The sequence below is a fragment of the Limnohabitans sp. TEGF002 genome, assembly GCF_055395845.1.
Map to the genome: position 1 here is coordinate 2,739,832 of NZ_AP029224.1, position 25,367 is coordinate 2,765,198.

General features: G+C 59.5%; 29 protein-coding genes. 11 read left to right on the forward strand and 18 right to left on the reverse strand.

What is annotated here, in order from left to right; all coding sequences use genetic code 11:
* Nucleotides 1-6: 6 nt before the first annotated feature.
* The 4 genes from metG (at nt 7) to ACZ5SR_RS13665 (ending at nt 5,053) form a co-directional block, all read left to right on the forward strand.
* Nucleotides 7-2,148 carry a methionine--tRNA ligase gene (metG, locus tag ACZ5SR_RS13650; RefSeq protein ID WP_464449189.1) on the forward strand — a complete coding sequence of 714 codons (2,142 nt, stop codon included), beginning with the start codon at nt 7-9 and terminating at the stop codon, nt 2,146-2,148.
* 62 nt (nt 2,149-2,210) lie between these two features.
* The gene (locus ACZ5SR_RS13655) at nt 2,211-3,890 is read left to right on the forward strand and encodes a SulP family inorganic anion transporter (RefSeq protein WP_464449190.1); all 1,680 of its coding nucleotides are present in this window, start codon (nt 2,211-2,213) and stop codon (nt 3,888-3,890) included.
* A 42-nt stretch (nt 3,891-3,932) separates the two neighbouring features.
* Nucleotides 3,933-4,139: a DUF3460 family protein gene (locus ACZ5SR_RS13660; protein WP_108427602.1), complete on the forward strand. Its 207-nt coding sequence runs from the start codon at nt 3,933-3,935 to the stop codon at nt 4,137-4,139.
* A 56-nt stretch (nt 4,140-4,195) separates the two neighbouring features.
* Entirely contained in the window at nt 4,196-5,053 is an 858-nt protein-coding gene (locus tag ACZ5SR_RS13665) for a segregation and condensation protein A (RefSeq protein WP_464449191.1), read from the forward strand.
* Nucleotides 5,054-5,081: 28 nt separating this feature from the next.
* Here the strand turns inward: ACZ5SR_RS13665 and ACZ5SR_RS13670 are convergent, their stop codons facing one another.
* The 4 genes from ACZ5SR_RS13670 to ACZ5SR_RS13685 form a co-directional block, all read right to left on the reverse strand.
* Nucleotides 5,082-6,083 (reverse strand): NAD(P)H-dependent glycerol-3-phosphate dehydrogenase, encoded by a 1,002-nt coding sequence (locus ACZ5SR_RS13670; RefSeq protein WP_464449192.1) that lies wholly within the window; start codon nt 6,081-6,083, stop codon nt 5,082-5,084.
* Nucleotides 6,084-6,100: 17 nt separating this feature from the next.
* Entirely contained in the window at nt 6,101-6,562 is a 462-nt protein-coding gene (secB, locus tag ACZ5SR_RS13675) for a protein-export chaperone SecB (protein WP_464449193.1), read from the reverse strand.
* 124 nt (nt 6,563-6,686) lie between these two features.
* Nucleotides 6,687-6,947 carry a glutaredoxin 3 gene (grxC, locus tag ACZ5SR_RS13680; RefSeq protein ID WP_464449194.1) on the reverse strand — a complete coding sequence of 87 codons (261 nt, stop codon included), beginning with the start codon at nt 6,945-6,947 and terminating at the stop codon, nt 6,687-6,689.
* Nucleotides 6,948-6,962: 15 nt separating this feature from the next.
* Nucleotides 6,963-7,364: a rhodanese-like domain-containing protein gene (locus tag ACZ5SR_RS13685; RefSeq protein WP_464449195.1), complete on the reverse strand. Its 402-nt coding sequence runs from the start codon at nt 7,362-7,364 to the stop codon at nt 6,963-6,965.
* A 113-nt stretch (nt 7,365-7,477) separates the two neighbouring features.
* Between ACZ5SR_RS13685 and gpmA the strand changes: the two genes are divergently transcribed.
* From gpmA to iaaH, 5 genes are all read left to right on the forward strand, one after another.
* The gene (gene gpmA, locus ACZ5SR_RS13690; protein WP_464449196.1) at nt 7,478-8,215 is read left to right on the forward strand and encodes a 2,3-diphosphoglycerate-dependent phosphoglycerate mutase; all 738 of its coding nucleotides are present in this window, start codon (nt 7,478-7,480) and stop codon (nt 8,213-8,215) included.
* A gap of 103 nt (nt 8,216-8,318) precedes the next feature.
* Nucleotides 8,319-9,770, forward strand: a complete 1,452-nt coding sequence (locus ACZ5SR_RS13695) for a S41 family peptidase (protein ID WP_464449197.1) — start codon at nt 8,319-8,321, stop codon at nt 9,768-9,770.
* Between the two features lie 18 nt (nt 9,771-9,788).
* Entirely contained in the window at nt 9,789-10,547 is a 759-nt protein-coding gene (locus tag ACZ5SR_RS13700) for a HesA/MoeB/ThiF family protein (RefSeq protein WP_464449198.1), read from the forward strand.
* Between the two features lie 204 nt (nt 10,548-10,751).
* The gene (locus ACZ5SR_RS13705; RefSeq protein WP_464449199.1) at nt 10,752-11,486 is read left to right on the forward strand and encodes a helix-turn-helix transcriptional regulator; all 735 of its coding nucleotides are present in this window, start codon (nt 10,752-10,754) and stop codon (nt 11,484-11,486) included.
* Between the two features lie 216 nt (nt 11,487-11,702).
* Nucleotides 11,703-13,208 carry an indoleacetamide hydrolase gene (gene iaaH, locus ACZ5SR_RS13710; protein WP_464451057.1) on the forward strand — a complete coding sequence of 502 codons (1,506 nt, stop codon included), beginning with the start codon at nt 11,703-11,705 and terminating at the stop codon, nt 13,206-13,208.
* Nucleotides 13,209-13,287: 79 nt separating this feature from the next.
* On the opposite strand, the gene ACZ5SR_RS13715 is transcribed toward iaaH, so the two are convergent.
* Nucleotides 13,288-13,788, reverse strand: a complete 501-nt coding sequence (locus ACZ5SR_RS13715) for a thermonuclease family protein (protein WP_464451125.1) — start codon at nt 13,786-13,788, stop codon at nt 13,288-13,290.
* Nucleotides 13,785-14,309, reverse strand: a complete 525-nt coding sequence (locus ACZ5SR_RS13720; protein ID WP_464449201.1) for a MarR family winged helix-turn-helix transcriptional regulator — start codon at nt 14,307-14,309, stop codon at nt 13,785-13,787. The genes ACZ5SR_RS13715 and ACZ5SR_RS13720 overlap by 4 nt, the downstream gene beginning before the upstream one ends.
* 134 nt (nt 14,310-14,443) lie before the next feature.
* On the opposite strand from ACZ5SR_RS13720, the gene ACZ5SR_RS13725 reads away from it, so the two are divergent.
* Both ACZ5SR_RS13725 and ACZ5SR_RS13730 read left to right on the forward strand, forming a co-directional pair.
* Entirely contained in the window at nt 14,444-15,775 is a 1,332-nt protein-coding gene (locus ACZ5SR_RS13725) for a sulfatase family protein (RefSeq protein WP_464449202.1), read from the forward strand.
* A gap of 23 nt (nt 15,776-15,798) precedes the next feature.
* Nucleotides 15,799-17,484, forward strand: coding sequence for a SulP family inorganic anion transporter (locus tag ACZ5SR_RS13730; RefSeq protein WP_464449203.1), 1,686 nt, complete (start codon nt 15,799-15,801; stop codon nt 17,482-17,484).
* Nucleotides 17,485-17,509: 25 nt separating this feature from the next.
* Here ACZ5SR_RS13730 and ACZ5SR_RS13735 read toward each other — a convergent pair whose 3' ends face one another.
* From ACZ5SR_RS13735 to clsB, 12 genes are all read right to left on the reverse strand, one after another.
* Nucleotides 17,510-18,466 (reverse strand): putative transporter, encoded by a 957-nt coding sequence (locus tag ACZ5SR_RS13735; protein ID WP_464449204.1) that lies wholly within the window; start codon nt 18,464-18,466, stop codon nt 17,510-17,512.
* 13 nt (nt 18,467-18,479) lie between these two features.
* Entirely contained in the window at nt 18,480-18,869 is a 390-nt protein-coding gene (locus ACZ5SR_RS13740; protein ID WP_464449205.1) for a cupin domain-containing protein, read from the reverse strand.
* A gap of 157 nt (nt 18,870-19,026) precedes the next feature.
* The gene (locus ACZ5SR_RS13745; RefSeq protein WP_464449206.1) at nt 19,027-19,482 is read right to left on the reverse strand and encodes an N-acetyltransferase family protein; all 456 of its coding nucleotides are present in this window, start codon (nt 19,480-19,482) and stop codon (nt 19,027-19,029) included.
* Nucleotides 19,479-19,952 (reverse strand): pyridoxamine 5'-phosphate oxidase family protein, encoded by a 474-nt coding sequence (locus ACZ5SR_RS13750; RefSeq protein WP_464449207.1) that lies wholly within the window; start codon nt 19,950-19,952, stop codon nt 19,479-19,481. The genes ACZ5SR_RS13745 and ACZ5SR_RS13750 overlap by 4 nt, the downstream gene beginning before the upstream one ends.
* Nucleotides 19,953-20,000: 48 nt before the next feature.
* Nucleotides 20,001-20,249, reverse strand: a complete 249-nt coding sequence (locus tag ACZ5SR_RS13755) for a DUF1272 domain-containing protein (RefSeq protein ID WP_464449208.1) — start codon at nt 20,247-20,249, stop codon at nt 20,001-20,003.
* Between the two features lie 139 nt (nt 20,250-20,388).
* Nucleotides 20,389-20,727 (reverse strand): type II toxin-antitoxin system HicB family antitoxin, encoded by a 339-nt coding sequence (locus ACZ5SR_RS13760; RefSeq protein ID WP_464449209.1) that lies wholly within the window; start codon nt 20,725-20,727, stop codon nt 20,389-20,391.
* Nucleotides 20,724-21,008: a type II toxin-antitoxin system HicA family toxin gene (locus tag ACZ5SR_RS13765; protein ID WP_464449210.1), complete on the reverse strand. Its 285-nt coding sequence runs from the start codon at nt 21,006-21,008 to the stop codon at nt 20,724-20,726. The genes ACZ5SR_RS13760 and ACZ5SR_RS13765 overlap by 4 nt, the downstream gene beginning before the upstream one ends.
* Before the next feature lie 145 nt (nt 21,009-21,153).
* Nucleotides 21,154-21,978: a DUF429 domain-containing protein gene (locus ACZ5SR_RS13770; RefSeq protein ID WP_464449211.1), complete on the reverse strand. Its 825-nt coding sequence runs from the start codon at nt 21,976-21,978 to the stop codon at nt 21,154-21,156.
* 1 nt (nt 21,979) lies between these two features.
* On the reverse strand, nt 21,980-22,858 hold the full coding sequence (locus ACZ5SR_RS13775; protein ID WP_464449212.1) for an EamA family transporter: 879 nt from the start codon (nt 22,856-22,858) through the stop codon (nt 21,980-21,982).
* A gap of 42 nt (nt 22,859-22,900) precedes the next feature.
* Nucleotides 22,901-23,323, reverse strand: a complete 423-nt coding sequence (locus ACZ5SR_RS13780; protein ID WP_108324252.1) for a BLUF domain-containing protein — start codon at nt 23,321-23,323, stop codon at nt 22,901-22,903.
* Nucleotides 23,324-23,325: 2 nt separating this feature from the next.
* Nucleotides 23,326-24,054: a GTP cyclohydrolase I gene (gene folE / locus ACZ5SR_RS13785; protein ID WP_464451058.1), complete on the reverse strand. Its 729-nt coding sequence runs from the start codon at nt 24,052-24,054 to the stop codon at nt 23,326-23,328.
* 85 nt (nt 24,055-24,139) lie between these two features.
* Entirely contained in the window at nt 24,140-25,366 is a 1,227-nt protein-coding gene (gene clsB / locus ACZ5SR_RS13790; protein WP_464449213.1) for a cardiolipin synthase ClsB, read from the reverse strand.
* Nucleotide 25,367 lies beyond the last annotated feature (1 nt).

The window sequence follows — 25,367 nt, forward strand, 5'->3', positions numbered from 1 at the left end:
TCTGACATGTCCAAGCGCCAACTTTTCGTCACCACCGCCCTGCCCTATGCCAACGGCAATTTCCACATCGGCCACATCATGGAATACATCCAGGCCGACATCTGGGTACGGTTCCAGCGCATGCAGGGCAGCGAGGTCAACTTTGTAGGTGCCGACGACACGCACGGCGCGCCGATCATGATCGCGGCCGAAAAGGCAGGCAAGACGCCCCAGCAGTTCGTGGCCGACATCGCGGCGGGCCGAAAGCCTTATCTGGACGGCTTTCACATCCAGTTCGACAACTGGCACAGCACCGATGCGCCCGAGAACCACGAGTTAGCCCGCCAGATTTACCGCGACCTGCGCGACATTTCAGAGGCCGATGGCGGCTCGCTGATCGAAGTGCGCGCCGTGGAGCAGTTCTTTGACCCCGAAAAGAACATGTTCCTGCCCGACCGTTTCATCAAGGGCGAATGCCCCAAATGCCACGCCAAAGACCAGTACGGCGACAACTGCGAGGTGTGTGGCGCGGTCTACGCCCCCACCGACCTGATCAACCCGTTCTCGGCCCTGTCAGGCGCCAAACCTGAGCTGAAAACCTCGGAACACTTTTTCTTCAAGCTGTCCGACCCGCGCTGCGTTGAGTTTTTGACCCAGTGGACACAAGACGGCAAGCTGCAACCCGAAGTGGCCAACAAGGTCAAAGAGTGGTTCAGCGTGCGCACCAACCCCGACGGCACAACCAGCGAGGGCCTGGGCGACTGGGACATCTCGCGCGACGCGCCTTACTTCGGCATTGAAATCCCCGACGCACCAGGCAAGTACTTTTATGTCTGGCTGGACGCGCCTGTGGGCTACTTGGCGTCGCTGAAAAACCTGCTAGACAAGCGCGGTGAAGACTACAACGCCTACATGGCCAACCCGAATCTGGAGCAAATCCACTTCATCGGCAAAGACATCGTGACCTTCCACACGCTGTTTTGGCCCGCCATGCTGCACTTCAGCGGCCGCAAGACGCCCGACAAAGTCAACGTGCACGGCTTTTTGACGGTGAACAACGGCGAGAAGATGAGCAAGAGCCGGGGCACCGGCTTGGACCCGCTCAAGTATTTGAGCCTGGGCATGAACCCCGAGTGGCTGCGTTACTACTTGGCGGCCAAGCTCTCAGCCCGCAACGAAGACATCGACTTCAATGCCGAAGACTTCATGGCGCGGGTCAACAGCGACTTGATTGGCAAGTACGTCAACATCGCCAGCCGAACCTCTGGCTTCATCACCAAGAAGTTTGCTGGTCAATTGGCTTCGGGCTACGAAAACAAGTCGAAAGAGATGTTTTTGATGCGCGACTTTGCCGAAGCGTTGCCCAACATCCGCAAAGCGTTCGAAGCCCGAGAATATTCCAAAGCCTTGCGCGACGTGATGATGCTCACCGACCGTGCCAACGAATACGTCAGCGAACGCGCGCCTTGGGATTTGTCGAAACACGCAGACAAGCAACAAGAGTTGCACGAGGTCTGTTCGTTCAGCTTGGTCATGTTCAAGCTGCTGACGCTGGCTCTCAAACCCATCTTGCCCGAGACTGCTCACAGGGTCGAAGCGTTTCTCAACATTCAGCCGCTGACTTGGGACGATGCAGACAACCTGCTCATCACACCCGAAGGCGAACAAGCAGCCAACCGCATCAGCCCTGCCGCCATGATGGGCGGCCACACCATCAACGCCTACCAGCACCTGATGCAACGCGTCACTCCCGAGCAACTCGAGTCGCTTTTTGAAGTGCCCGAACCCGTGGTGCCCGTGCTCATCCCCGGCGGCGAAGAGATCGCCCCCACCATTTCCATTGACGACTTCGCCAAAGTCGATCTGCGCATCGCCGAGATCGTCAACTGCGAACCGGTAGAAGGCTCGGTCAAGCTGCTGCGCCTGACGCTGGACGTGGGCGAAGGTCGCATGCGCAATGTGTTCAGTGGCATCGCCAGCATGTACAAGCCCGAAGACCTGATTGGCAAACTCACCGTGATGGTGGCCAACTTGGCGCCGCGCAAGATGAAGTTTGGCGTGAGCGAAGGCATGGTGCTCGCCGCCAGCCACGCCGACGACAAGACCGATGCGGGCATTTACGTGCTGCAGCCTTGGCCTGGTGCCAAGCCCGGCATGCGCATCCATTAAGCCCGCCTACGTCCCTGAGAGCGGCCCATGTTTCACCCCAAACCCAACTGGAGAGAAACAACATGAACGGCCTGAAAAGAGCTTCCTTTTTCAGACCCCAGCTGTTTGACAGCCTGGTGGGCTACAAGCGTCAGCAACTGACGCAAGACATCGGTGCGGGTATCGCTGTGGGCGTGGTGGCCCTGCCCTTGGCCATGGCCTTTGCCATCGCCTCCGGACTCAAACCCGAGGCGGGTCTGTTCACGGCCATCATTGCGGGCTTTTTGATCTCGGCACTGGGTGGCAGCCGGGTGCAAATCGGTGGTCCAGCCGGGGCCTTCATCGTGATCGTTTACGGCATCGTCGAGCGCTATGGCCTGGCCAACCTGATCTTGGCCACCGCCATGTCGGGCGTGCTGCTGTTCTTGATGGGCCTGTTCCGACTGGGCACGCTGATCCGATTCATCCCGGTGGCCGTGGTCATTGGTTTCACCAACGGCATTGCGGTGCTGATCATGCTGTCACAAGTCAAGGACTTGCTGGGGCTGAAAGTCGTCAGCATGCCTGCTGATTTTTTTGGAATCCTGAACACCCTTGGGCAAAACCTGCACAGCGCCAATCTGGCAGCACTGCTGCTGGCCTTGGCCTCTTTGTCTTTGGTGGTCGGCTGGTTGCGCATGAGCCGCCGCTTGGCAGAGACACGCTTCAAGGGCATCGGCATGATCCCCGGCTCCATCATCGCACTGGTCTTTGCCACCTTGGTCACCTGGTTGCTGAACCTGCCAGTAGAGACCATTGGCAGCAAGTTTGGTGGCATTCCAGCCGCTATGCCGAGCTTTCAGTGGCCCGAATTCAGCTGGGACAGCGCCCGCTTTTTGCTCATGCCCACCCTGACGCTGACGCTTTTGGGTGCGATTGAATCGCTGCTGTGCGCCCGCATTGCCGACGGCATGATGGGCGACCGTCACAACCCCAACCAGGAGCTGATGGCGCAAGGCGTGGCCAACTTTGTCACGCCGTTTTTTGGTGGCATGCCGGCCACCGGCACCATTGCCCGCACCGTGACCAACATCAAAAGCGGTGGCACCACCCCGATTTCGGGCATGGTGCATGCGCTGACCTTGCTGGGCGTGGTGCTGGTGGCAGCCCCCTTGGCGGGGCACATTCCGCTGGCGGCACTGGCAGCGATCTTGATGTTTGTGGCCTGGAATATGGGCGAGTGGCGTGAATTCTTGCACCTGCGCCAATACCGCCTGCCCTACCGCATCACCTTGCTGGCGGTGTTTTTCCTCACCGTGGTGTTTGACCTGACCGTGGCAGTCGAGGTGGGCCTGATCGCCGCATGCCTCACCTTCATTTACCGCATCTCCAGCCTGAGCCGCTGCGAGCCGGTCAACCGTCTGGATCAACCCAGTCTGACCGGACACGACCACGCCATCCAGGCCTGGCGTCTTTATGGCGCCCTGTTTTTTGGTGCCGTCAAGCTGATTGAAGACATCGAAGACAAGATCAACGCCCCGGTTTTGTTGGTGGACCTCAAGAACGTGATTTACATCGACTCATCGGGTGCAGATGCCTTGATGAACCTGATCGACACTTGCCGCAAAAAAGAGGTGAAGCTGATCGTTTGTGGTTTGCACCACCAACCTCTGGACATCGCCCGACGCAGCGGTTTGCTGACTCACCTGGCAGGCCACCTGGAATCTGACCTGCCCGCAGCCATCCAGCGGGCTGTCAGCCTGTCGGCACGGCCGGACCAGTAAAATCCAAGGCAATTCACCCTTTTTCTCGCCTGAAAGCTTGTCATGTCCATTTTTCGCCGCCCTGACTACACGTCTGATACCACCCAGTTCATTGAGCAACTCAAGGCGCAACGCCCTGAGCTGGAGGCCGAGCAACGCCAGGGCCGCGCCCTGCTGTGGGACAAACAACTGAGCCGCGACGAGCAGCAAGCGTTCAAGAGCGCCCGTGTGGCTCAAAAACCCTATGTCTACCAAACCCAGGCCTCCTGAGCCTGGCACTGAACGCACAAAGCTGAACACCATCTGCCACGCTCTCACAACGCCCCATGACACAACCCACTTCGCCCACCGAGCTGCCCGCAGCGGCACAGGACACCGCTGTGTCCATGCCGGTGGTGGTCGACCATGTGGCGGTGGCCAGGTTGTATGGCGAGCCGCTGTTTTCCATGCCCACCGACCTGTACATCCCACCGGATGCGCTGGAGGTGTTTCTGGAGGCTTTCGAGGGTCCGCTGGACTTGTTGCTTTATTTGATCCGAAAGCAGAACTTCAACATCCTGGACATCCCGATGGCGGGTGTCACGCGCCAGTACTTGGTCTATGTGGATGAGATCCGCCAGCGCAACCTGGAGCTGGCCGCCGAATACCTGCTGATGGCGGCCATGCTGATCGAGATCAAGTCGCGGATGCTGCTGCCCCCCAAAAAGGTGGCTGAAGGCGAAGAAGCCGAAGACCCGCGCGCCGAACTGGTGCGCCGTCTGCTTGAATACGAGCAAATGAAATTGGCCTCGATGCAGCTCAATGCTGTGCCCCAATATGGCCGCGATTTTTTGCAGGCCCAGGTTTACATCGAGCAAAGTCTGCAACCGCGCTTTCCGGACGTCAGCATGGACGAGCTGCAATCGGCCTGGCGCGACATCCTCAAACGCGCCAACTTGGTACAGCACCACAAGATCAGCCGTGAAGAATTGAGTGTGCGCGAGCACATGAGCATCGTGCTCAAGCACCTGCAAGGGCGCAAATTTGTCGAGTTTGAACACCTGTTCGACCCCACTTTGGGCGTGCCGGTGCTGGTGGTCACTTTCATTGCTCTGCTGGAGCTGGCCAAAGAAACCCTGATCGAGATCACCCAAGCCGAAGCCTTTGCGCCGATTTACGTGCGGCTGGCTTACACGCCCAACTGAAGGCCTGAGAGACCTCCGACTTTCTGGGTCAGACGGCCTCGCCCCGCGGCCCGCGGCCCATGAGCACCTGAACCGCCTCACGGGCTTGCAAACGACCATCGAGCAAAGCCACCACCGCCTCGGTGATGGGCATGTCTACGCCCAAGCTCTGGGCGCGTTGCCACACGGTGCGGGCACTGTAGACACCTTCGGCCACGTGACCGAGCGAAGTCACGGCCTGCGCAAGGCTCAAACCCTGGGCCAACAACAGGCCCACTTTGCGGTTGCGGCTCAAGTCGCCTGTGGCGGTCAGCACCAGATCCCCCAAGCCCGACAGGCCCATGAAGGTCTCTGGCTTGGCACCCAGCGCTACACCCAATCGGGTCATTTCGGCCAAGCCCCGGGTAATGAGCGCTGCGCGGGCGTTCAACCCCAAGTCCAAGCCATCGCACAGACCCGTGGCGATGGCCAGCACGTTTTTGACGGCCCCACCCACCTCAACGCCGACGATGTCTTCGTTGGCGTACACACGCAACGCCCCGCCATGGAAGGCCTTGACCAGCGCCTCACGCACAGATGCATGAGGGCTGGCCGCTACCAAAGCAGTCGGTTGGGTTCGGGCCACTTCTTGCGCGAAACTGGGGCCATTGAGCGCACCAGCACGCAGCTGGGGGGCAACTTGGGCTTGCACTTCGTGGGGCATGAGGCCTGTCTCCGCCTCGAAGCCTTTGCACAGCCAAGCCACCGAAGCGGGCACGCCGCGCAGCGCCAGCAAGGTGCTGCGCAAACCCGCCATGGGGGTGGCGATGATGAAGAGGTCTTCGGCCCCGGCAGACTGCAAGCATGCGTCCAGCGGGCCAGAGGAGATCCCCAGCGCTGCGGGCAGATCGATACCGGGCAAGTACCGCTGGTTGCGGCGCTGCTGCTGCAGGGCCTGGGCTTGGGCCGCATCACGCGCATGCAAAACCACCCGGTGTGCTGCTGGGTGGCGGCTGGCCGCAATGGCCAACGCGGTGCCCCAGGCGCCTGCACCGATGACGGTGATTTGCATGCCGGGTGTGTGCTGTATTACTGCTGGGTGGCGGCAGCCTGGGCTTGCTGCTGCTCGTACATGGCCTGGAAGTTGATTTCAGCCAGGTGCACAGGCGGGAAACCGGCCCGGGTGATCAAATCGGCCACGTTGCCACGCAGGTAGGGGTACACGATTTGCGGGCAAGCAATGCCCATGATCGCGCTCATCTGGTCATCGGGGACGTTGCGAATTTCAAAGATGCCGCCTTGCTTGCATTCAGCCAGGAACACGGTCTTGTCAGCGATTTTGGTGTGCACGGTGGCCGTGACACAGACTTCAAACACACCTTCGGCCACCGGGGTGGCTTCCACACCCAACTGGATGTCCACGCTGGGCTGCTGCTGATCGATCAGGATGGCTGGGGAATTGGGCTGCTCCAGAGAAGCCTCCTTGAGGTAGACCCGCTGGATCTGAAAAACAGGGGTTTGGGCTTCGGCGTTGACAGCGGTATCGGTCATGAAATTCTCTTCAAGAAAAAATACAGGCAGTCCGCAGGGGACCGCCCAAGGTTGAAACAAACAATTATCAGCGATCAGAAACAGACCGGGAGCTTCGCCCCGCCTGTGAAAACCCCAAGGGTTTTCAGGCGGACTGCAACAAAGGCACCAAACCGCCTTTGGCATCCAGCGCCATCAGGTCGTCACAGCCACCCACATGGGTGTCACCCACATAAATTTGTGGCACGGTGCGGCGGCCAGTGATCTGCATCATGTGGTCGCGCTGGACCGGGTCCAGGTCAATGCGGATTTCTTCGATCTGCTCGACCCCTTTGGCTTTGAGCAACTGCTTGGCACGGACGCAGTATGGGCAGACGGCGGTGGTGTACATCTTGACGTTTTGCATGGGGGCTTTCTGGGTTCAGGCTTTTTCGACGGGCATGCTGGCGGCTTGCCAGGCTTTGAGGCCACCGGCCAAGGATTTCACATTTTCAAAACCAAGTTTGCGGGCGGTGGCTGCGGCGCGTGCCGATCGTGCGCCCACCTGGCAAACCATGACGACTTGGGCCGATTTGCTCTTGACGAGCTGGGCCAATTTGTCTTCCAGCTGACCCAAAGGCAGGTTTTTAGCGCCAATCACGTGGCCGCGTGCGAATTCGTCCGGTTCGCAGACATCGATGACGATGGCTTTTTCACGGTTCATCAACTGCACCATGTCCTGGGGGCTGAGGCCTTGGCCTGTTTTCAAAGTAGGGAGAAGCAATGCCAATCCCGAGGCCAGGGCCATAGCGATGAGCATCCAGTTGTCGAGGAGAAATTTCACGAATCAGACCTTTTTAAACCACAAAATACCGGCCCGTCAGCGAGCCGCCAAGTGCAGATTCTAAAATGAGGGACTTTCCCTCTGTTTTTCGCAGCCTCTGCTGCTTGCCCAACATGTACAAAATCGTCCTTATCCGCCACGGCGAATCCACCTGGAACCTTGAAAACCGCTTCACAGGCTGGACCGATGTGGACCTGACCCCCACGGGTGTGAGCCAGGCCATGTCTGCGGGCAAACTGCTCAAAGCCGAAGGCTGGGACTTTGACCTGTGCTACACCTCGGTGCTCAAGCGGGCCATCCACACACTTTGGTACACCTTGGACGAAATGGACCGCACTTGGTTGCCGGTGCTCAAGGATTACCGCCTGAACGAGCGGCACTACGGTGCCCTGCAGGGCCTAAACAAAGCCGACATGGCCAAACAATACGGCGACGACCAGGTGCTGATCTGGCGCCGCAGCTACGACACGCCGCCGCCCGCGCTGGAAGCGACCGATCCCCGTTGCGAGCGCAGCGACCGCCGCTATCCCCAGCCCGCTGTCGTGCCGCTGACCGAATGCCTGAAAGACACTGTGGCCCGCGTACTGCCCGCCTGGAATGACAGCATCGCCCCCAGCGTCAAAGCGGGCAAGCGCGTGCTGATCGCGGCGCACGGCAACTCGATCCGTGCCCTGATCAAGTACCTGGACGGCATCTCGGACCAAGACATCGTGGGCGTGAACATCCCCAACGGCATCCCCCTGGTGTACGAGCTCGACGAGAACCTGAAGCCAATTCGTCACTACTACCTGGGCGATGCCGAGGCTGCCGCCAAAGCCGCTGCCGCGGTCGCCAGTCAAGGCAAAGCCTGATTTTTGTTCTGCACCGCGTGACAGGGCATTTACACCTTGTCACCCGGCTTACCCCTCTGGGGGGTGTATATTGATCTGCTACTGACTGGGAACACACAAGCTCATGGGACAAAAACTCAAGATCGCAGGCTGGATCAGCGTTGGGGCACTGGCCGGTGCTTTGACCACGGTGTCGCTGCAAACCGTGGCACGCGGCAACATGGCCCCCTTGCCTCTGGAAGAGCTGCAGCAGCTGGCCGCTGTTTTTGGCATGGTCAAGAGCGACTACGTCGAGCCTGTGGATGAGAAAAAACTGATCTCCGAAGCCATCTCCGGCATGGTGGCCAGCTTGGATCCTCACTCCCAGTATTTCGATAAAAAGACCTTCAAGGAATTTTCTGAAGGCACTTCGGGCAAGTTTGTCGGTGTAGGCATCGAAATCAGCCAGGAAGATGGCTTGGTCAAGATCGTGTCACCGATTGAAGGTTCACCCGCCGACCGAGCTGGACTCAAGCCCAACGACCTGATAACCAAAATCGACGACACCATGGTCAAAGGCCTGTCGCTGAACGAGGCGGTCAAACGCATGCGCGGCGAACCCAAGACCAAGGTGCTGCTGACGATCTTGCGCAAGTCTGAAAACCGCACCTTCCCCGTGACCATCGTGCGCGAAGAGATCAAGACCCAATCTGTCAAGTCCAAGATCATCGAGCCAGGTTATGGATGGATTCGCGTGTCCCAGTTCCAAGAACGCACGGTGGACGACTTCGCACGCAAGATCGAAGACATGTACAAACAAGAGCCTCAGCTCAAAGGCTTGGTGCTCGACCTGCGCAACGACCCAGGGGGTCTGCTGGACGCGGCGGTGGCTTTGTCTGCCGCCTTCCTGCCTGAAAACGTCACAGTGGTCACCACCAATGGACAGCTGGAAGAAAGCAAGTTCACCTACAAAGCCACGCCCCAGTTCTGGCGTCGCAACAGCACCAACGACCCCATCACCCGCATGACGGCGGCCACGGGGGGTGCGTTGAAAAAAGTACCTTTGGTGGTGCTGGTGAATGAAGGCTCGGCCTCGGCCAGTGAGATCGTGGCCGGAGCCTTGCAAGATTACAAGCGCGGCACCCTGATGGGCAGCCAGACCTTTGGCAAAGGCTCGGTCCAAACCGTGCGCCAGTTGGGCCCCGACACAGCACTCAAGATCACCACAGCCCGCTACTACACGCCCAATGGCCGCGCCATCCAGGCCAAAGGCATCGTGCCCGAAGTGATGCTGGACGAAACCGAAAACGGCAATGTCTTCGCAGCCTTGCGCACCCGCGAAGCCGACCTGGAAAAACACCTGAGCAACGGCAAGGAAGCCGAAGAGAAAAAAGACCCGGCCCGTGAGAAAGCCCGAGAAGAAGCGATCAAGAAATTGGAAGAAGAGTCCAAAAAGCCCGTGGCAGAACGCCGCTTGCCCGAGTTCGGCTCGGACAAAGACTTCCAGCTGATCCAGGCTTTGAACCAACTCAAAGGCCTGCCCGTCAAGGCCAGCACCACCCTGGCCGAACGCAAGGTCGAGAAGAAAGAAGACTGAGCGCCATGGTTGACGCGCATGGATGACGCACAGTTGCTGCGCTACTCGCGGCACATCCTCCTCAACGAACTGGGCATCGACGGCCAAGACAAGCTCCTGGCCTCACATGCCCTCATCATCGGTGCGGGTGGCCTGGGCTCTCCGGTCAGCCTGTATCTGGGCAGTGCCGGGGTGGGCCACATCACCGTGGTGGACCACGACCAAGTCGACGCCACCAACTTGCAACGCCAAATTGCGCACACTTTGGACCGGGTAGGACAGTACAAAGCCGATTCGGTGCGTACGGCGATTGCGCAGATCAACCCCGATGTGCGCGTCACGCCCATCACCCAACGCGCAGATGCGGCCCTGCTGGACACACTGGTGGCCCAAGCCGATGTGGTGATCGACTGCTGCGACAACTTTGAAACTCGCCAAGCCGTGAATCTGGCCTGTGTGGTGCACCGCAAACCGCTGGTCTCGGGCGCGGCCATCCGCATGGACGGGCAGGTCTCGGTGTTTGACAGCACGCAGGCCGAAGCGCCCTGCTACGCCTGCATCTTCCCGCCCGCACAACTGCCCGAAGAAACCCGCTGCGCCACCATGGGCGTGTTTGCCCCCTTGGTGGGCATCATCGGCACGGTACAAGCAGCCGAAGCCCTGAAAATTCTGAGCGGCATGGGCAGCCACATGGCGGGGCGTTTGCTGATGCTCGACGGGCGCGAGCTGTCTTGGACCGACATCCGCATGCAACGCGACCCGGCTTGCCCGGTGTGCGCACCACACCGCCAAGACTGAACCGAAGCGACGCGGTCAAGCCACCACTTTGCCGCAGGGGCGGCCTCCCACAGCGAAGCAGGCAAAGTATTTCGCCATCAAGGGCCTTCCAATGGCCTGCTGGCCTGTCCCTCCTTCATAAAGAGGATGGGGCAAACCCGGTCCTCCAAGCATGCAGATTCGGTATGTAATCCAGAAAGGCCATTCCGTAAAAACACGCACACCATGTACCTGAGCTCCAAACAGGCAACGCTACTGGGCCAAATCATGCAGACCTTGGCCGAGCCCCATGAAGAAATCGAAATCCGAGAGATCATGGGTGACTTGGTCATGCAGCTGCTCGGGGCTCAGTATTACGCCAGCTTTGTCTGGCAGCCCGACAGCCAAATTTTTGCCCAGCCCATCCAGATCAACATGGACCCGATGAATCTGCGGGCCTATGAAAGTTATTACCAGTTCCATGACCCCATCACACCGCTGATGCAGCGTTACCAGGTGTCAGTGCGTGCCACCGATGTGCTGGCCATCGACGAGCTGAAGAAAACCGAATTTTTCAACGACTTCCTGAACAAGGATGGCTTGTATTGGGGTGTGAACCTTTATGCCTGGCACCAGGGGCAAACCCTGGGCGACATGCGCATCTGGCGCGACAAGCGCAGAGACAACTTCACACCCGACGAGTTGCGCTTGCTCGACATGCTCCAGCCGGCTTTTGTCACGGCGCTGGCCCGCGCCCAAAGGCCCAAGCAGCACGATGTCTTGACCCTCAACACCCTGTCCCAACGCCTGACCACGCGCGAACAGGACACCGCACGGCTGGTCATGCTGGGCATGACCGATAAGGAAATTGCACGGGCACTTGAAATTTCCACCACCACCGTACGGACGCATTTGGAAAACGCCTTTCGCAAAGTCGGCGTCAGCAACCGAGCGGCACTGGTGCACAAACTCAGGCCTTGAAGGGCCCAACAGGCATCCTGAAATACAAGGATGGTGACTCACAAGCCGTGTCTCTAGCATCGATTGAACGCCCATTCAGGCGTTTCAACCCGAAAAAAGGAGACATCCATGGCTACCAACACATCACGTCGGAATTTCTTTAAAAACACCACCGCCATCTCTGCAGCTGCTGTCATGGGTGACTTGGCCCTCACGGCCGCCGGAGGCCACACCGCAATGGCCAAAACAAAGGATGCGCTGGCTGAATTGACCGCAACGCAAGTGGTGCGCGACATCAGCCATGGCAAGCTCAAAGCCGAGACCTATATGGCCGCCATGATCGCGCGCGCCAAAGCCGTCAGCAGCCTCAATGCCATGATTTACCTCAATGAAGACAAAGCCATGGCGGCGGCCCGGCAAGTCGATGCGGACCGTGCCGCAGGCAAAAAACTCGGTACCTTGGCCGGTTTGCCGATTGTGGTCAAGGACAACATCAACACCAAAGACATGAAGACCACAGGGGGCACCCCCTCGCTGCGCCATTTTCAGCCCAGCAAAAATGCACCCTCTGTCCAAAAGTTGATCGATGCAGGCGCCATTGTTCTGGGCAAATCCAATCTGCACGAATGGGCTTTTGGCATCACCAGCACCAACTTCACGCTGGGCACAGACCAATCAGGCGGTGCAGCACGCCCCTGCAAAAACCCCTATGACAGCACACGCATTCCTGGCGGCTCGTCGGGCGGCACGGCTGCCGCCATCGCCGCGCGATTGGCCCCCGCCGGTCTGGGGACAGACACGGGGGGGTCCACGCGCGTGCCCGCCTCGTTCTGTGGCGTGGCCGGTTTCCGTCCGTCGGTGGGCGATGGCGAAGGCAAAGGTCGCCGCTACCCCGACACCGTCAACGATGCCTTGCCCATCAGCACCACCCGCGACACAGTGGGCCCCATGGCCCGCACGGTGGCCGACTTGGCCTTGTTGGATGCCGTGATTACAGGCGGCAATGTACCGATGGCCAAATCACTCAAAGGCCTCAAGATCGGCATTCCAGCTACCTTCTGGGCGGGGCTGGATGACAGCGTGAAACTTGTAGCCGATGCCGCCAAGAAAAAGCTGGAGTCTGCTGGTGTGGTGTTGGTCGATGCCGATCTGGCGGGCATCATGGCACTCAATGGGGAAATGTCGTTTCCGATTGCCCTGCACGAGCCCGTGCATGCCATTCCCGCGTATCTGGCGGCGAATAACGCGCCCGTCAAAACCGTCAAGGAAGTGGCGGATCAACTTGCCAGCCCAGATGTGGCGGGTGCCTTTGGCGCCATTCAAGGCCCGTTCAGTGAAGCCGCTTTCCACGATGCGTATTTGGGCATCATGGCCACCAAGCGTCCAGCCTTGCAAAAACTCTACAAAGACTATTTCGCAGCGCAAGGCGTGGAGTGCGTGTTGTTCCCAACGACGCTCTTGGCCGCGCCCAAGATCGACGCCGCCAATGGCTCCAAAAACCTCAGCTACACCGTCGGCGGTGTGGTGCAAAAAGACAAAGACACCTTTGGCACTTGCATCCGCAACACCGATCCCTGCACCAATGCCGGCATTCCCAGCGTGTCGATTCCGGCAGGTTTGACGGCAGGCGGCTTGCCGGTGGGCATGCAAATCGACGGCCCCTTGGGTTCGGACAGCAATCTGCTGGCCATTGGCATGGGCATCGAGGCAGTGTGGGGGTCGCTGAAAGCGCCAGCGGTCTGAACAAGATCGGCCCTGAGCCGGTTTGAAAGAAAAAAGCCAGGTGGGACACCCCACCTGGCTTTTTTTGTGAAGATTTTGCTCAGTCGCCTTGGCAAGTGCCGTGGAATTTTCTGAACAAGGGTGGCGACATGGCGGTCTCAGGTGCCGCGAAAAGTCCGATTTTTTGTTTTTGGGCCTGACGTTGCAGACCCGCATAAGGGCCTTTGCCTGTGCGGAACCGGTAGGCCCAAGCCATGCCCGAGCGAACCATCTCGGCACCCAAATCCACGTTATCCATCGACAAACGGCCAATCTGTCGACCATAAACATCGTGGCCATGGTTGACCACCTGGACAGGCTTTCGCAAGGCCAGACGAATCATCGCATCTCGTGCTTCCACCCCACCGGGCTGGCAGGTCTCGGGGGCGTCAATGCCGTCCACACGCAGCTTGACAGGCTCATGCTGTCCATCACGAACCAACAAAACGGTATCGCCATCCATGACCCAACTGACCCAACCTGTCCAAGTTTCAGCGGCTTGAATGGCGCAGGACCCCAGACAAGTTACCAGCGCAAGTGTCCACCGCACCCCAAGGCTCATGCCACATCCTTACCGCGTTGACCCTGGCGCCGGTTGGCTTTGGGCAGGTCAGGACTGCGCTCAGCCAGCAAGGCTTGTGTCCTCTCTTGCAACCGGGCCAATGACTCATCGAATTGGGCCACCTCTTGCGGCTGCAGTGCTGACAAAATTTGGCTGTTGATCACCTGAACCTGGGGCATCAGGGCTTCGTAAACCTCCCTGCCCGCTGGGGTCAGAGCAACCAGCGCACTGCGTCGGTCGTTGGCCGGAATGGTCCGCAAGACCAAGCGTTTGGCAACCAAAGCGGTGAGGGTGCGCGAGGTACGAGCTCGGTCACGGTGCATGCGCTCGGCCAATGCCGAAGGCGGTAAGCTGCCGCCCTCATACAGCTGTGCAATCACTGCCCACTCACGTCGCGTGATGCCGTAACCACCTTCACACAGGCGCACGACCATGGTGCCCGCCACAGACGACAAGCGGCTCAATCGGTAAAGAAGCAGGTCGTCAATCGACGCCAGGCGCTGAGAGGGGGACATGGACATCAGGGTTTTCCGGGGGGATGATTGTTTAGATCAATTGTCGGTCAGGGCGCTACATTCTGTCTTGCTTCATCCGAAAGGGGACTTGCGCCCCAAACGTGCTCTGATTTTCAGGCATGCCACACACACCAGGTCACATGATCTCCCAACGCCCCAACATCATCTTCATCGTGGCCGACGACCTCGGCTTTGCCGACCTGGGCTGCTACGGCGGCCGCGACGCGAAGTTTGGCCCCGTCTCGCCCGTGCTCGACCAGCTCGCTGCTGCGGGTCTCAAGTTCACGCAGGGTTATGCCAACTCGCCCGTATGCTCGCCCACCCGCTTTGCACTGATGACGGCCCGCTACCAGTACCGCCTGCGCGGTGGCGCGGACGAACCCATCAACAGCAAAAGCAAGGGCAGCAAGGTGCTGGGCTTGCCGCCCGAGCACCCCACGCTGCCCTCGCTGCTCAAAGCCAGCGGCTACCGCACGGCCTTGATCGGCAAATGGCACCTGGGCTACCCGCCGCACTTCAGCCCGATCAAATCGGGTTACGAAGAGTTCTTTGGCCCCATGTCGGGCGGGGTGGACTACTTCACCCACGCCAGCAACAACGGCACACACGACCTGTACACCAACGAAGAAGAAAAACACGAAGACGGTTACCTGACCGACTTGATCTCGCACAGGGCTGTGGACTTTGTCGAGCGCATGGCTCCGGGCGCGGCGCAAGGCACGCCCTTCTTTTTGAGCCTGCATTACACCGCGCCGCACTGGCCTTGGGAAACCCGCGAAGACCATGCACTGACCCAAGAGGTCAAGGACAACCTGTTCCACCTGCACGGCGGCAACATCCACACCTACCACCGCATGATCCACCACATGGACGAAGGCATTGGTTGGGTGGTGGACGCGCTCAAAAAGACGGGCCAACTCGACAACACCCTGATCGTCTTCACCAGCGACAACGGCGGTGAGCGCTTCAGCGACAACTGGCCTTTGGTGGGCGGCAAGATGGACCTGACCGAAGGCGGCATCCGCGTGCCATGGATCGCGCACTGGCCCGCCGTCATTGCGCCCGGCGGCACCTCCACCCAGCACTGCATGACCATGGACTGGTCGGCCACCATGGTGGAGCTGGCCGGAGCGCAAGCCGATGCCGCGCACCCGTTTGATGGCGTGTCCATGCTGCCTGTGCTGCGTGATGCCCAGCATCAGTTTGAGCGCCCCCTTTACTGGCGCATGAACCACCGGGGCCAACGCGCCTTGCGCATGGGCGACTACAAATACCTGCGGGTGGACGGCAACGACTACCTCTTCAACATCCCCGCCGACGAGCGCGAACGCGCCAACTTGGCCAAGCACCAGCCCGAGACACTGCAAAGCCTGCGTGCGGCTTGGGAAGCCTGGGACAGCACCGTGCCTGCCATCCCGGAAGACGCCACCATCAGCCTAGGCTACTCGGTCAAAGACATGCCTCAGCGCTGAGGCCCTGGCGGCTAAGATCGGGCATGCCTGATATGCAACGCTTTTTGACCTTCCGCCAATGGCCCCGCCTGACGGCCCCACTGGCCCGCACCGAGGTGCTGGCGGGCCTGACGGTGGCACTGGTCATGATTCCTCAAGCCGTGGCCTATGCGGGTCTGGCGGGCATGCCCCTGGTGACAGGCCTCTACACCTGCCTGATTCCGGCGCTGTTGGCCGTGCTGTTTGGCAGCGCCAACCGCTTGTCGGTCGGCCCGGCTGCACTCACCTGCGTGCTGATTGGTGCGTCTCTCACGGGCATGGCTGAACCCGGTTCTGCCGAATGGGTGGCGCTGGCGGTGTGGCTGTCGCTGCTGTCGGGGGCCATTCAGCTGCTGCTGGGACTGGGGCATTACGGCTGGTTGATCAACCTGGTCAGCGCTCCGGTGATGATGGGTTTCACCCAGGCCGCTTCTTTGCTCATCATGGCCTCGCAAGTGCCCGGCTTGCTCGGCGTCAAAGCCTGGAGCTGGGATGTGCAGCACTGGCCCGTGTGGCTCAGCGGCTGGCCGGCGTGGTTTGGCCTGGGCAGCTTGGCCATCTTGCTGCTGCTGCGCCACTACAAACCGCGTTGGCCCAGCATCATGATCGTGATGGGCGTGGCCTCGGCCGTGGGTTATGCCACCGATTACCAGCAACATGGCGCAGTGGTGGGCTTGCTGCCCTCGGGCCTGCCAGATTTTTATTGGCCTGCGTGGCCGGGGCTGGACACCCTCAACCAACTGTGGGTGCCCGCCATGGTGATCGCGCTGGTGAGCTTTTTGGAGACAGCGTCCAGTGCCCGCATCGAATGCCGCCGCGACGGCAAACGCTGGGACGACAGCACCGAACTCTTCAGCCAAGGCCTGGCCAAACTGGCTTCGGCCTTTTCGGGTAGCTTTGCCACCAGCACCTCGTTTTCGCGTTCGGCCCTCATGCTCTATGCCGGAGCACGCTCAGGCTGGGCGGTGGTGGCTTCGGTGGGTTTTGTGCTGCTGGCTTTGCTGATCCTCATGCCCGCACTGCAATTTGTGCCGCGCTCGGTCATGTCGGCGGCCGTGATTGTGGCCGTGCTCAACCTGTTTCAGCCCCGGCAGTTTCTGAACCTCTGGCGCATTGGCCGCATCGAGACCATGACGGCAGGCATCACTTTCGCCATGACCTTGGCCACCGCGCCTCGCATATACTGGGGCGTGATGACCGGGGTGCTGGTAGGGCTGAGCCACTTTTTGCACACCCGCTTGCACCCGCGCATCATCGAAGTGGGCCTGCACCCCGACGGCAGCCTGCGCGATCGCCACCTTTGGAAACTGCCCCCACTGGCCCCCCATCTGTACGCACTGCGCATGGACGCCGAGCTGGACTTTGCCGCGGCCAGCGACTTTGACCGCGCCATCACCGACCACCTGGCCCAACACCCCGATGTGCAACACGTCTGCCTGTTTGCACAGCCGATTAACCGCATCGACGTGACGGGTGTGGAAACCTTTGGTCAGCTGCAGCGCCAGCTCGCCAGCCGGGGCATCACGCTGCACATCAGTGGCATCAAACTGCCGGTAGAGACGGCCTTGCGCCGTGCAGGCGAGCTGCAAGACAGCCCGCACCTCAAGCTCTACCGCACCGACGCCGAGGCCCTGCAGGCTTTGGTCCAACTCACGCCACTGCCCAACGACATCGCGGCTGCGGCTATTTGAGCCAGCAGATCAACACCCGTACCACTCAAGCCAAAGCTTTTTCAAATTCCGACAAACGCTTGTAAATCGAGCGCAGCTCGGTGATGTCGGTCCAGCGCTCAATCAGGTAAGAAAACGCATCGTTGACCTTGCCAAAAGCATTGCCCACCTGCTGGATCACGCCCAAGGTGATCACACCGGTGAACAAAGACGGTCCCATTAACAGGTAAGGGAAAATCACCATCGTCTGGCCGTAAAAATTGCTCCACAAGTGAAAGTAAGCGTAGTGGTTGAACAGCCGAAAATTGTTCAGCCGCACCCCCATGAACAACTCCAGCACTGTGGGCAAATGCATGCGACTGCGATCGTCCTCGGCATAGACCAGGTCCTTGCGCAGCGCCGCTTCAGTGCGTTGGTTGTTGTACTCCAGCCCCGGCAGGCGTATACCCACAAACCATGAAATCGCTGTGCCACCCAGCGCCGTGACCAGCGCCACCCAAAACAGCGAACCCTCAAACTGCAACCAGGCAATCGCCATGCCTGTGGACAAAGCCCACAAAATCGGGATGAACGAAAGCAAGGTCAGCACCGCCCTCACCAAGCCCAAGCCTAGATTTTCGGTCTGGCGGGCAAAGCGCATGCAGTCTTCCTGAATCCGCTGCGAAGCACCCTCTACCGAGGCATCCGTGCCCTGCCAGCGCGGCAAGTACTCTTCGGTCAAAGCCTGACGCCAACGAAAAGCGAAGTGAGAAGCCAGATACGTCTCCAGGCTGCGCAGCAACATGAACGGGAAAGCAATCCACGCAAACTGCTGCATGAAACCCCAGAACTTTTCGAGCCCGCCGGCTTGTTCGGGTTTTTGCAAGAGGTCATAAAACTCGCCGTACCAAGCGTTGAGTTTGACGGTCTGCTGCACCGTGACGAACACCAAAGCCACCAACACAAACAAACCACCCCAGGCCCACAAGGCCCAGCGGCGGGAGAGAAAGAAACTGCGGAACATAAGACCTGCTTATTTAAGGGTTGACGCTGTCGACCGTCTCGGTCTTGAAGTCGGCGGGCAGCACCACTTCGAGCAATTCCAAATCTTCGCTGTGCCCAAGTTCACGGTGGCGAATGCCTGGCGGCTGGTGCACACAGGAGCCGGCTTCCAGCCGAACCGGACCCTGCCCCTCGTATTCAAACTCGATCCAACCCTTGAGCACATAAACCAGCTGGAACTCGGTGTGATGCAAATGCGGCTGGCTGGAGAACTCATGCCCGCCTGCGGCGCGGATCACACTGGCCGTGACACGCCCTTGCGTGGCCTGCTTGAGCCCCAAATCACGGTACTCAAAAAACGAGCGCAGACCACGCTCGAACTGCGCATCTTTGGCGTGGGTCACCACAAAACCTTGTGTTGTCATAGGCATCTCCTGGGGTCACTGAATGGCGTTGACTGGATTCAACACCAGTTCACATCCTAAGCCCCATCACACGGTTAGGCTGTCACGCAGAAACATGGCCATTGCATTCGGTAGACGACCTCTGAGGTGAAAGATGATTGACCACCACTGGTGACTTTCACGATTTCAAGGCGAGGTGATATGCATAGTACTTTTGATCACGCGCCCAGCCCATGGACTCGTACAAGGCTTGTGCTGGCAAGTTCTGAACATCCGTGGTCAAGGACAAGCGCACAGCGCCCAATTGGCGCGCATGGTCGGCAGCAGCCGTCACCAAAGCCTCGCCCACGCCCAAGCGCCTGGCCGTGGGTGCCACGAACAGATCATTGAGCACAAACACCCGCGCCATCGACACGGAAGAAAAGCTCGGGTAAAGCTGTGTAAAACCCACAGCCTGACCTTGTGACTCGGCCAGCAGCACCACCGATTGCCCGCGCTCAAAGCGCGCCTGCAGAAAGTCCCGTGCAGCCTCCGCATCACTGGCCTGACCGTAAAACTGGCGATAGCCATCAAACAGCGTGACCACAGCATCGAGGTCGGCCAACACTGCTTGACGGATGGTGATTGAAGTCATGGTTTGTCCTTTTCAACAGCTTGTACCTTGTAGGCTCGCATGGCTGAGGCCACTTGCGAAGCCTCGGTGGTGTCGTCTGGGTAAAAACGGTAGCTAGGCGCCACGATGGCGGCAACGGACTGCACCTGAATGACCAGCACGCTTTGAATGGTGAAGCGTTGGCCCACCATGGCAAGCAGAGGCTTGGCCCAGGTCGCAAATTCGGGGTCGTCTGCAAGTACCTCGCGGGCACGGCCCAAAAGCTTGAAACCCTTTTGCACGAACACATCGACAAAGCTCAAACACACCTGCGGGTGCTGCGCAATGTTGCCCGCTCTGACAGGCGAAGCGATGTGCGCCACCACCACATGCTGCTCGTCGGCAATGGCCCAGACTTCTTTGGGCGAGACGTTGGGTTGACCCTCGGCGTCCACCGTGGCCAGCCAGCACAGCACGCTGCGGCGGGCGGCTTCGCGGACAGCGTCAGTCAAAAGCGCCTGTTCAGGATTCATGCCCCGTACCGTTTCCCTCTGATGAATTCACGCAACCTCATTACAACCGTGCGGTTTGACGATTCGGTCAGTGGATGACGGAAACTTGGCCAACTTGGATGCAGGACGGCGAGGTCGGGCAAGAAGTTCACCGCCACAGTTGGGGCACTTGCCAGCAAGCGTACTCTCCGCGCAGGACTCACAAAACGTGCATTCGAACGAGCAAATTCGCGCTTCTGTGGACTCTGGTGGAAGATCCTTGTCACAGCATTCGCAATTGGGGCGCAATTGAAGCATGTCGTATTCCTCGAGTTAATGGGATGCAATCCTGCCATTTGAATTGAGCGGCAATTTAGGCAGAACGGCGCGACTGAAATTAACTTCAGCACTGGCCGACATGGCCCCTGCGGAAGCCGCCATGTTCATAAATCCGTAGTTATGCAACCGCGTTCGCTGCGGATTGCAACACCTCGGACGCCCACTGATTCAAGCTCTTCCCTGCGGCTTGTGCCGCCACCAATGCAGCACCATGCGTTTCAGGTGGCACACGCAGCATGAGCTTGCCTGAGGCTGGTTTTTCGGGTGCGATGCCTTGGGCCTTGCAGTCTTCCAAAAAATCATCAATCGCCACTTCAAATTCATGCCGAAGCTCTGACACGGTTTCACCGTGAAAACTGATGATGCAGCGCAGGCCCAAAACACGGCCCACAAAAATATTGTCCCGCTCATCAAACTCGATGCGGGCCAAATAGTTCTTGTACGTCATGGTGTTCATGGATGGACTCCGATTCTTTCTAACAGCTCGCGTACTTCTTCCACTTGATACCGCTTCGCCTCTTTGCCTGGATGCGGGCGATGGCAGCGCCATTGCTCATCTTTGAGGGTGATCTTGACGCGAGAACCTTCACGTTCATGCACCACACCCCCCAAGGCCATCAGCAGCGATTCAATGTCTGCAAAAACCAGCGAGGCCAATGTGGGCTTGGCAAATACAGCGCGCAAGGTTTTCCGGTGCTTCGTGCTGATATCGGGAATGCTATCAAAAAGTGCAATCATGTCAACACCCATTAATAATGAATATTTTTATATTCATTAATTATGCATAGGTCATTGGCCAGAGGGTTTCAAAGCAACTTTGACTTGAACCCGTATTCGTTCATGGAGGACCTTGCGCTCAACGCCATGCAGATGGGCACCGCTTTCAGGCCGTGACGATCCACCCTTCCAGCGGATCAAACGGCGGCAAACCGTATTGCGGGTGCCCCGCCTCGTGCTGTTGCTGCGCCCAGGCCGCCTGCATCAGGCACAAGGTGGCGTCAAGCGCGTCGCCGCTGGCGTCATCGGCCAGGCGGCCCAGCAGCGCGTTGCTGGCCACCAGGCGCAGGCCCAAGCGGGTCTGGCCTCGCTCCAAAGCGCTCAGCAACTCGCGCCTGGCCAGCAATCGCTCTGGCGTTTGTTTGGCTTTGTCGTCGCTCTTGTAACTTTGATTGCCCAGCACCTCACGTGCGAGCAAGCCGGGGTAAGCCTCCAGCGCCACGCGGCGGGCATCACCCACATGCAAGCCGGGCAAATGCACACCCGCTTGGCGCAGCAGCAGCACGCCCGCGTGCAGCATGTAGGCCACGGGCGGGTTGACCCATTTCATGGAGGGGCTGGAGCCTGCAGGTTGGTCGGCGGCGCGGTGGGCAAACTTGCCGCCCACGGGGCGGGCGTTGCAAAACGCTGCAAACTGCTCGCGAATTTGGGCGCGCTCCAGCGCGCAGTAATGGTCCATGCAGGCGGCCCAGTCGGTGGGCCAGCCCAGGGTTTCGACCAATTCACGCGGCAGGCCAAAGGGCAAGTCAAAACCGCCCACCCAATCGGCAGGCTGCGCCAGCCAGTCGCCAAACGCAGCCAGCGTGTCAAAGGTTTGCAGAGCCTGCAGTTGCACCCTGCCCTGCCGGGCTTGGCCCAGCGCCAGCACAATGGGTTTGCGTTTGCTGGGGCTGCTGGAGAAGTCGCAACCGATCAATGTCACAGAATTCATTTCACCAACCCAAGGCTATGACGCCTGCGGCGATCAAGGCCGCACCAGCGATGCGTGGACCTCGGTCTTTTTCACCCAGCAGGTGGCCGCCCAGCAAAGCCGCAAACAGCATGGACACTTCCCGCGCCGGGGCCACATGCGACAGCGGCGCCACCTGCAGGGCGTAGAGCACCAGCACATAAGACACGGGGCTGAAGATACCGACGATCAAGGCGTAGCGCCTTTGCTGCAGCCACAGAGCCCATACCGCCTGTCGATCACGCAACAAAGTGGGCGTCAAAAAAACCAAGCGCACCAGATTGCCAAAGTAGTCCACCAAAATGGGTGACATCAACGCCACCTTGACGGCATAGCCATCGACCACGGTGTAGCTGGCGATGAAGAGGCCGGTGATGCCGCCATAAAAAATGCCCGTGCGCACACGCGCTTGCTGCTTTGGGTCGTGCGCGGCTTGCCACAAGCCGGGGCCACCCGCGATGAGGAACACACCGCCCACCACGCCCAAAATGCCCACCAGGCCGAGCGCCGAAATTTGCTCACCCAAAAAGAAAATCGCCACCATGGAGGACAGCAGCGGCCCCGAGCCTCGCGCCAGCGGATAGACCACCGTGAGGTCGGCCTTTCGGTAGCCCCGCAGCAGCACAATGAAATAAACAATGTGCAGCAAGGCGCTGGCCAACACCAAGGCCCACTCGAGCAAGCCCCACGCGGGCACTTGCTGCCAGCCCACCCACAAGCCCACCGGGGCCCAAAACACCATCAGCACCACCGAGGTGAAGGCGACAAAGCGCACGTCGCCACCGGCTTTTTTGGCGGCTATGTTCCAGCAGGCGTGGATGAATCCGGCCAGGACAACCAGGGCAAGCGCACTCAGAGGCATGGACGTGAAAAAGCCCCTTGCGGGGCTTGGTGTGAAGTGGGTTTAAGCCCGACCGATGATGGACGCGGTGGCCATAAGCTCTTCGAGCAGGGCCAGCGACACTTTGCCCGAGACGCTGTAGGGGTCCAGCTCGGCGCGTTCAGAGTATTTGAGCAAGATGTTGGTGTTCACACGCGAGGCGTCGACTTGGCCCATTGTCCAACCACCAAAGCGTCGCTCAGAGATTTCTTCGTAGTGCAACAGCACCACCTCTTTGTGGCGCGCATCTTTTTGGATGTGGCCGTACAACTCGCTCACAGCATTGCGCCCACCTTCGATGGCTTGCAAAAAGATGCCGCCACCGTAGCAGAGGATGCCAGTGATGCCACTGGACGGGTTGAACTGGCGGGACTGGGCCAGGATGGATTCGATGGTCTCCGCACGGGTGTCCACAGCGCGGCTGGCGTAAAGCAGGCGTACCAACATGGTCAGTTCTTTCCAGGAATCAGGGAGAGGAATTCACGGCGCAGGTTCGGGTCCTTCAAGAAGGCACCACGCATGACCGAGTTGATCATCTTGCTGTCCATGTCTTTGACGCCGCGCCAGCCCATGCAGTAGTGGCTGGCTTCCATGACGATGGCCAAGCCATCGGGCTGGGTTTTGCGCTGGATCAGGTCGGCCAGTTGCACCACTGCTTCTTCTTGAATCTGCGGGCGGCCCATGATCCACTCGGCCAAGCGGGCATATTTGGACAGGCCAATCACGTTGGTGTGCTCGTTGGGCAACACACCGATCCAGATCTTGCCAATCACCGGGCAAAAGTGGTGGCTGCAAGCGCTGCGAACGGTGATGGGGCCAACGATCATCAGCTCGTTCAGATGTTCGGCGTTGGGAAACTCGGTGATCTCGGGGCCTTCGACATAGCGGCCTTTGAACACTTCTTTGAGGTACATCTTGGCCACACGGCGGGCGGTGTCGCCCGTGTTGTGGTCATTGACCGTGTCGATGACCAAGCTGTCGAGCACACCCGCCATCTTGTCGGTGACTTCATCCAGCAATTTGTCCAACTCGCCGGGTTCGATGAACTCGGCGATGTTGTCGTTGGCGTGGAAGCGTTTGCGGGCGGCGTTGATGCGCTCGCGGATTTTGACGGAAACAGGAACGCCTTCGTCTTCGGGCTTGGCGGCAGAGGCAGTCATGGCGTCTGGGGCTTTCATTAACATGGCAAGGATCGTAACAGCGATTCATATGCGCCCCCTTAGACCGAAAAACGCCCATGACAGGCGGGGGGAGATCACCTTCCTAGTAGCGGTTACCGGTCAAAAACAAAGCCAAACGCATCAAACCGAACGCAACCCGGTCGCGCAGCCTTTGATGCCAAGGCCTTTGGGTGTAATTGGCGGCCACCACAGCGGTGCTTTGTTGCTCGATGGCCAGGCTCAGCCTTTGGTACAACTGCTTGGCAAAGGCTTTGTCGGCCACCACCACATTCGCCTCACGTGCCAGCAACAAACTGAGCGGGTCCAGGTTGGACGACCCCACTGTGGCCCAAGGGCGATCGTTGTCCGGATCCACCACAGCCACTTTGGCGTGCAAAAAGCTGGCGGTGTACTCGTGGATTTCAACGCCCGCGTCCAGCAACACCCCATAAACGGGACGAGCAGCGTGGTATTGCATGAAGTATTCGTAGCGTCCTTGCAGCAGCAAGCGCACGCGAACCCCCCTTTGCGCTGCATGGATCAGCGCCTTGCGCAGACGTCGACCCGGCAGAAAATAAGCATTGGCGATGACGATTTCATGCCGGGCCGCACCGATGGCTTTCAAATAAGCCCGCTCGATTTGGGTGCGGTTGAGCACATTGTCTCGCAGCAAAAGCCCAGCCTTGGCCACCAAGTGCACCTCGGTGGGTTCCGTCTGCTGCACCCACGGCGCATGCAGCCCCGCCGCCCGAAAAGAGCTGAACGCCTCCGGGAACTGCTGCTGCCGAGCATGGCGAACGCCCTCGATGCGCCACCACAGCTGCGACATGGTCTCCTGCATCTCTTGCACCAAAGCGCCCCTCGCACAAACGGCAAAGTCCAGCCGGGGCTGCAGCAAAGTACCGTGGTGCGGGTCGTACCAGTCGTCCAGGATGTTGATGCCGCCACAAAAAGCCAGATGGCCATCGATCACGCACAACTTGCGGTGCAAGCGCCGCCAACGGCTGGGGATCAGCAAACCCAAAGTGCCCAAGGGCGAATAAATCCGCCAATCCACCCCGGCTCGCGCAAAACGCTCACGCCAGGCTGGCGGCAGTGCCAAAGTGCCCACGCCATCGACCACCACCCAGACACGCACGCCCCTCAAGGCTGCACGCTCAAGCGCCTCGGCCACCCGTGCAGCAGCACCATGAAAATCAAAAATATAGGTCTCGATGTGCACTTGAGAGCGAGCCTGATCCAAGGCAGCCTCCAGCGCTTCAAAATAGGCTTGGCCACCCTCGATCAGCCGAATTTGATGGCCATCTCGCAAGGTCATGCCGTGGCGCATG

Bases quoted from the DNA above. Each gene is read 5' to 3' on its own strand.
- ACZ5SR_RS13725 (WP_464449202.1), top strand. From the start codon at position 14,444: ATGATCTCCCAACGCCCCAACATCATCTTCATCGTGGCCGACGACCTC.
- secB (WP_464449193.1), bottom strand. From the start codon at position 6,562: ATGACCGATACCGCTGTCAACGCCGAAGCCCAAACCCCTGTTTTTCAG.
- ACZ5SR_RS13760 (WP_464449209.1), bottom strand. From the start codon at position 20,727: ATGAACACCATGACGTACAAGAACTATTTGGCCCGCATCGAGTTTGAT.
- folE (WP_464451058.1), bottom strand. From the start codon at position 24,054: ATGAAAGCCCCAGACGCCATGACTGCCTCTGCCGCCAAGCCCGAAGAC.
- ACZ5SR_RS13705 (WP_464449199.1), top strand. From the start codon at position 10,752: ATGTACCTGAGCTCCAAACAGGCAACGCTACTGGGCCAAATCATGCAG.
- ACZ5SR_RS13765 (WP_464449210.1), bottom strand. From the start codon at position 21,008: ATGATTGCACTTTTTGATAGCATTCCCGATATCAGCACGAAGCACCGG.
- ACZ5SR_RS13700 (WP_464449198.1), top strand. From the start codon at position 9,789: ATGGATGACGCACAGTTGCTGCGCTACTCGCGGCACATCCTCCTCAAC.
- ACZ5SR_RS13730 (WP_464449203.1), top strand. From the start codon at position 15,799: ATGCCTGATATGCAACGCTTTTTGACCTTCCGCCAATGGCCCCGCCTG.
- ACZ5SR_RS13660 (WP_108427602.1), top strand. From the start codon at position 3,933: ATGTCCATTTTTCGCCGCCCTGACTACACGTCTGATACCACCCAGTTC.
- clsB (WP_464449213.1), bottom strand. From the start codon at position 25,366: ATGCGCCACGGCATGACCTTGCGAGATGGCCATCAAATTCGGCTGATC.
- ACZ5SR_RS13670 (WP_464449192.1), bottom strand. From the start codon at position 6,083: ATGCAAATCACCGTCATCGGTGCAGGCGCCTGGGGCACCGCGTTGGCC.
- metG (WP_464449189.1), top strand. From the start codon at position 7: ATGTCCAAGCGCCAACTTTTCGTCACCACCGCCCTGCCCTATGCCAAC.
- ACZ5SR_RS13740 (WP_464449205.1), bottom strand. From the start codon at position 18,869: ATGACAACACAAGGTTTTGTGGTGACCCACGCCAAAGATGCGCAGTTC.
- ACZ5SR_RS13745 (WP_464449206.1), bottom strand. From the start codon at position 19,482: ATGACTTCAATCACCATCCGTCAAGCAGTGTTGGCCGACCTCGATGCT.
- gpmA (WP_464449196.1), top strand. From the start codon at position 7,478: ATGTACAAAATCGTCCTTATCCGCCACGGCGAATCCACCTGGAACCTT.
- ACZ5SR_RS13720 (WP_464449201.1), bottom strand. From the start codon at position 14,309: ATGTCCATGTCCCCCTCTCAGCGCCTGGCGTCGATTGACGACCTGCTT.
- ACZ5SR_RS13665 (WP_464449191.1), top strand. From the start codon at position 4,196: ATGACACAACCCACTTCGCCCACCGAGCTGCCCGCAGCGGCACAGGAC.
- ACZ5SR_RS13715 (WP_464451125.1), bottom strand. From the start codon at position 13,788: ATGAGCCTTGGGGTGCGGTGGACACTTGCGCTGGTAACTTGTCTGGGG.
- ACZ5SR_RS13695 (WP_464449197.1), top strand. From the start codon at position 8,319: ATGGGACAAAAACTCAAGATCGCAGGCTGGATCAGCGTTGGGGCACTG.
- ACZ5SR_RS13770 (WP_464449211.1), bottom strand. From the start codon at position 21,978: ATGAATTCTGTGACATTGATCGGTTGCGACTTCTCCAGCAGCCCCAGC.
- ACZ5SR_RS13780 (WP_108324252.1), bottom strand. From the start codon at position 23,323: ATGTTGGTACGCCTGCTTTACGCCAGCCGCGCTGTGGACACCCGTGCG.
- ACZ5SR_RS13775 (WP_464449212.1), bottom strand. From the start codon at position 22,858: ATGCCTCTGAGTGCGCTTGCCCTGGTTGTCCTGGCCGGATTCATCCAC.
- ACZ5SR_RS13755 (WP_464449208.1), bottom strand. From the start codon at position 20,249: ATGCTTCAATTGCGCCCCAATTGCGAATGCTGTGACAAGGATCTTCCA.
- grxC (WP_464449194.1), bottom strand. From the start codon at position 6,947: ATGCAAAACGTCAAGATGTACACCACCGCCGTCTGCCCATACTGCGTC.
- ACZ5SR_RS13735 (WP_464449204.1), bottom strand. From the start codon at position 18,466: ATGTTCCGCAGTTTCTTTCTCTCCCGCCGCTGGGCCTTGTGGGCCTGG.
- ACZ5SR_RS13655 (WP_464449190.1), top strand. From the start codon at position 2,211: ATGAACGGCCTGAAAAGAGCTTCCTTTTTCAGACCCCAGCTGTTTGAC.
- iaaH (WP_464451057.1), top strand. From the start codon at position 11,703: ATGGCCAAAACAAAGGATGCGCTGGCTGAATTGACCGCAACGCAAGTG.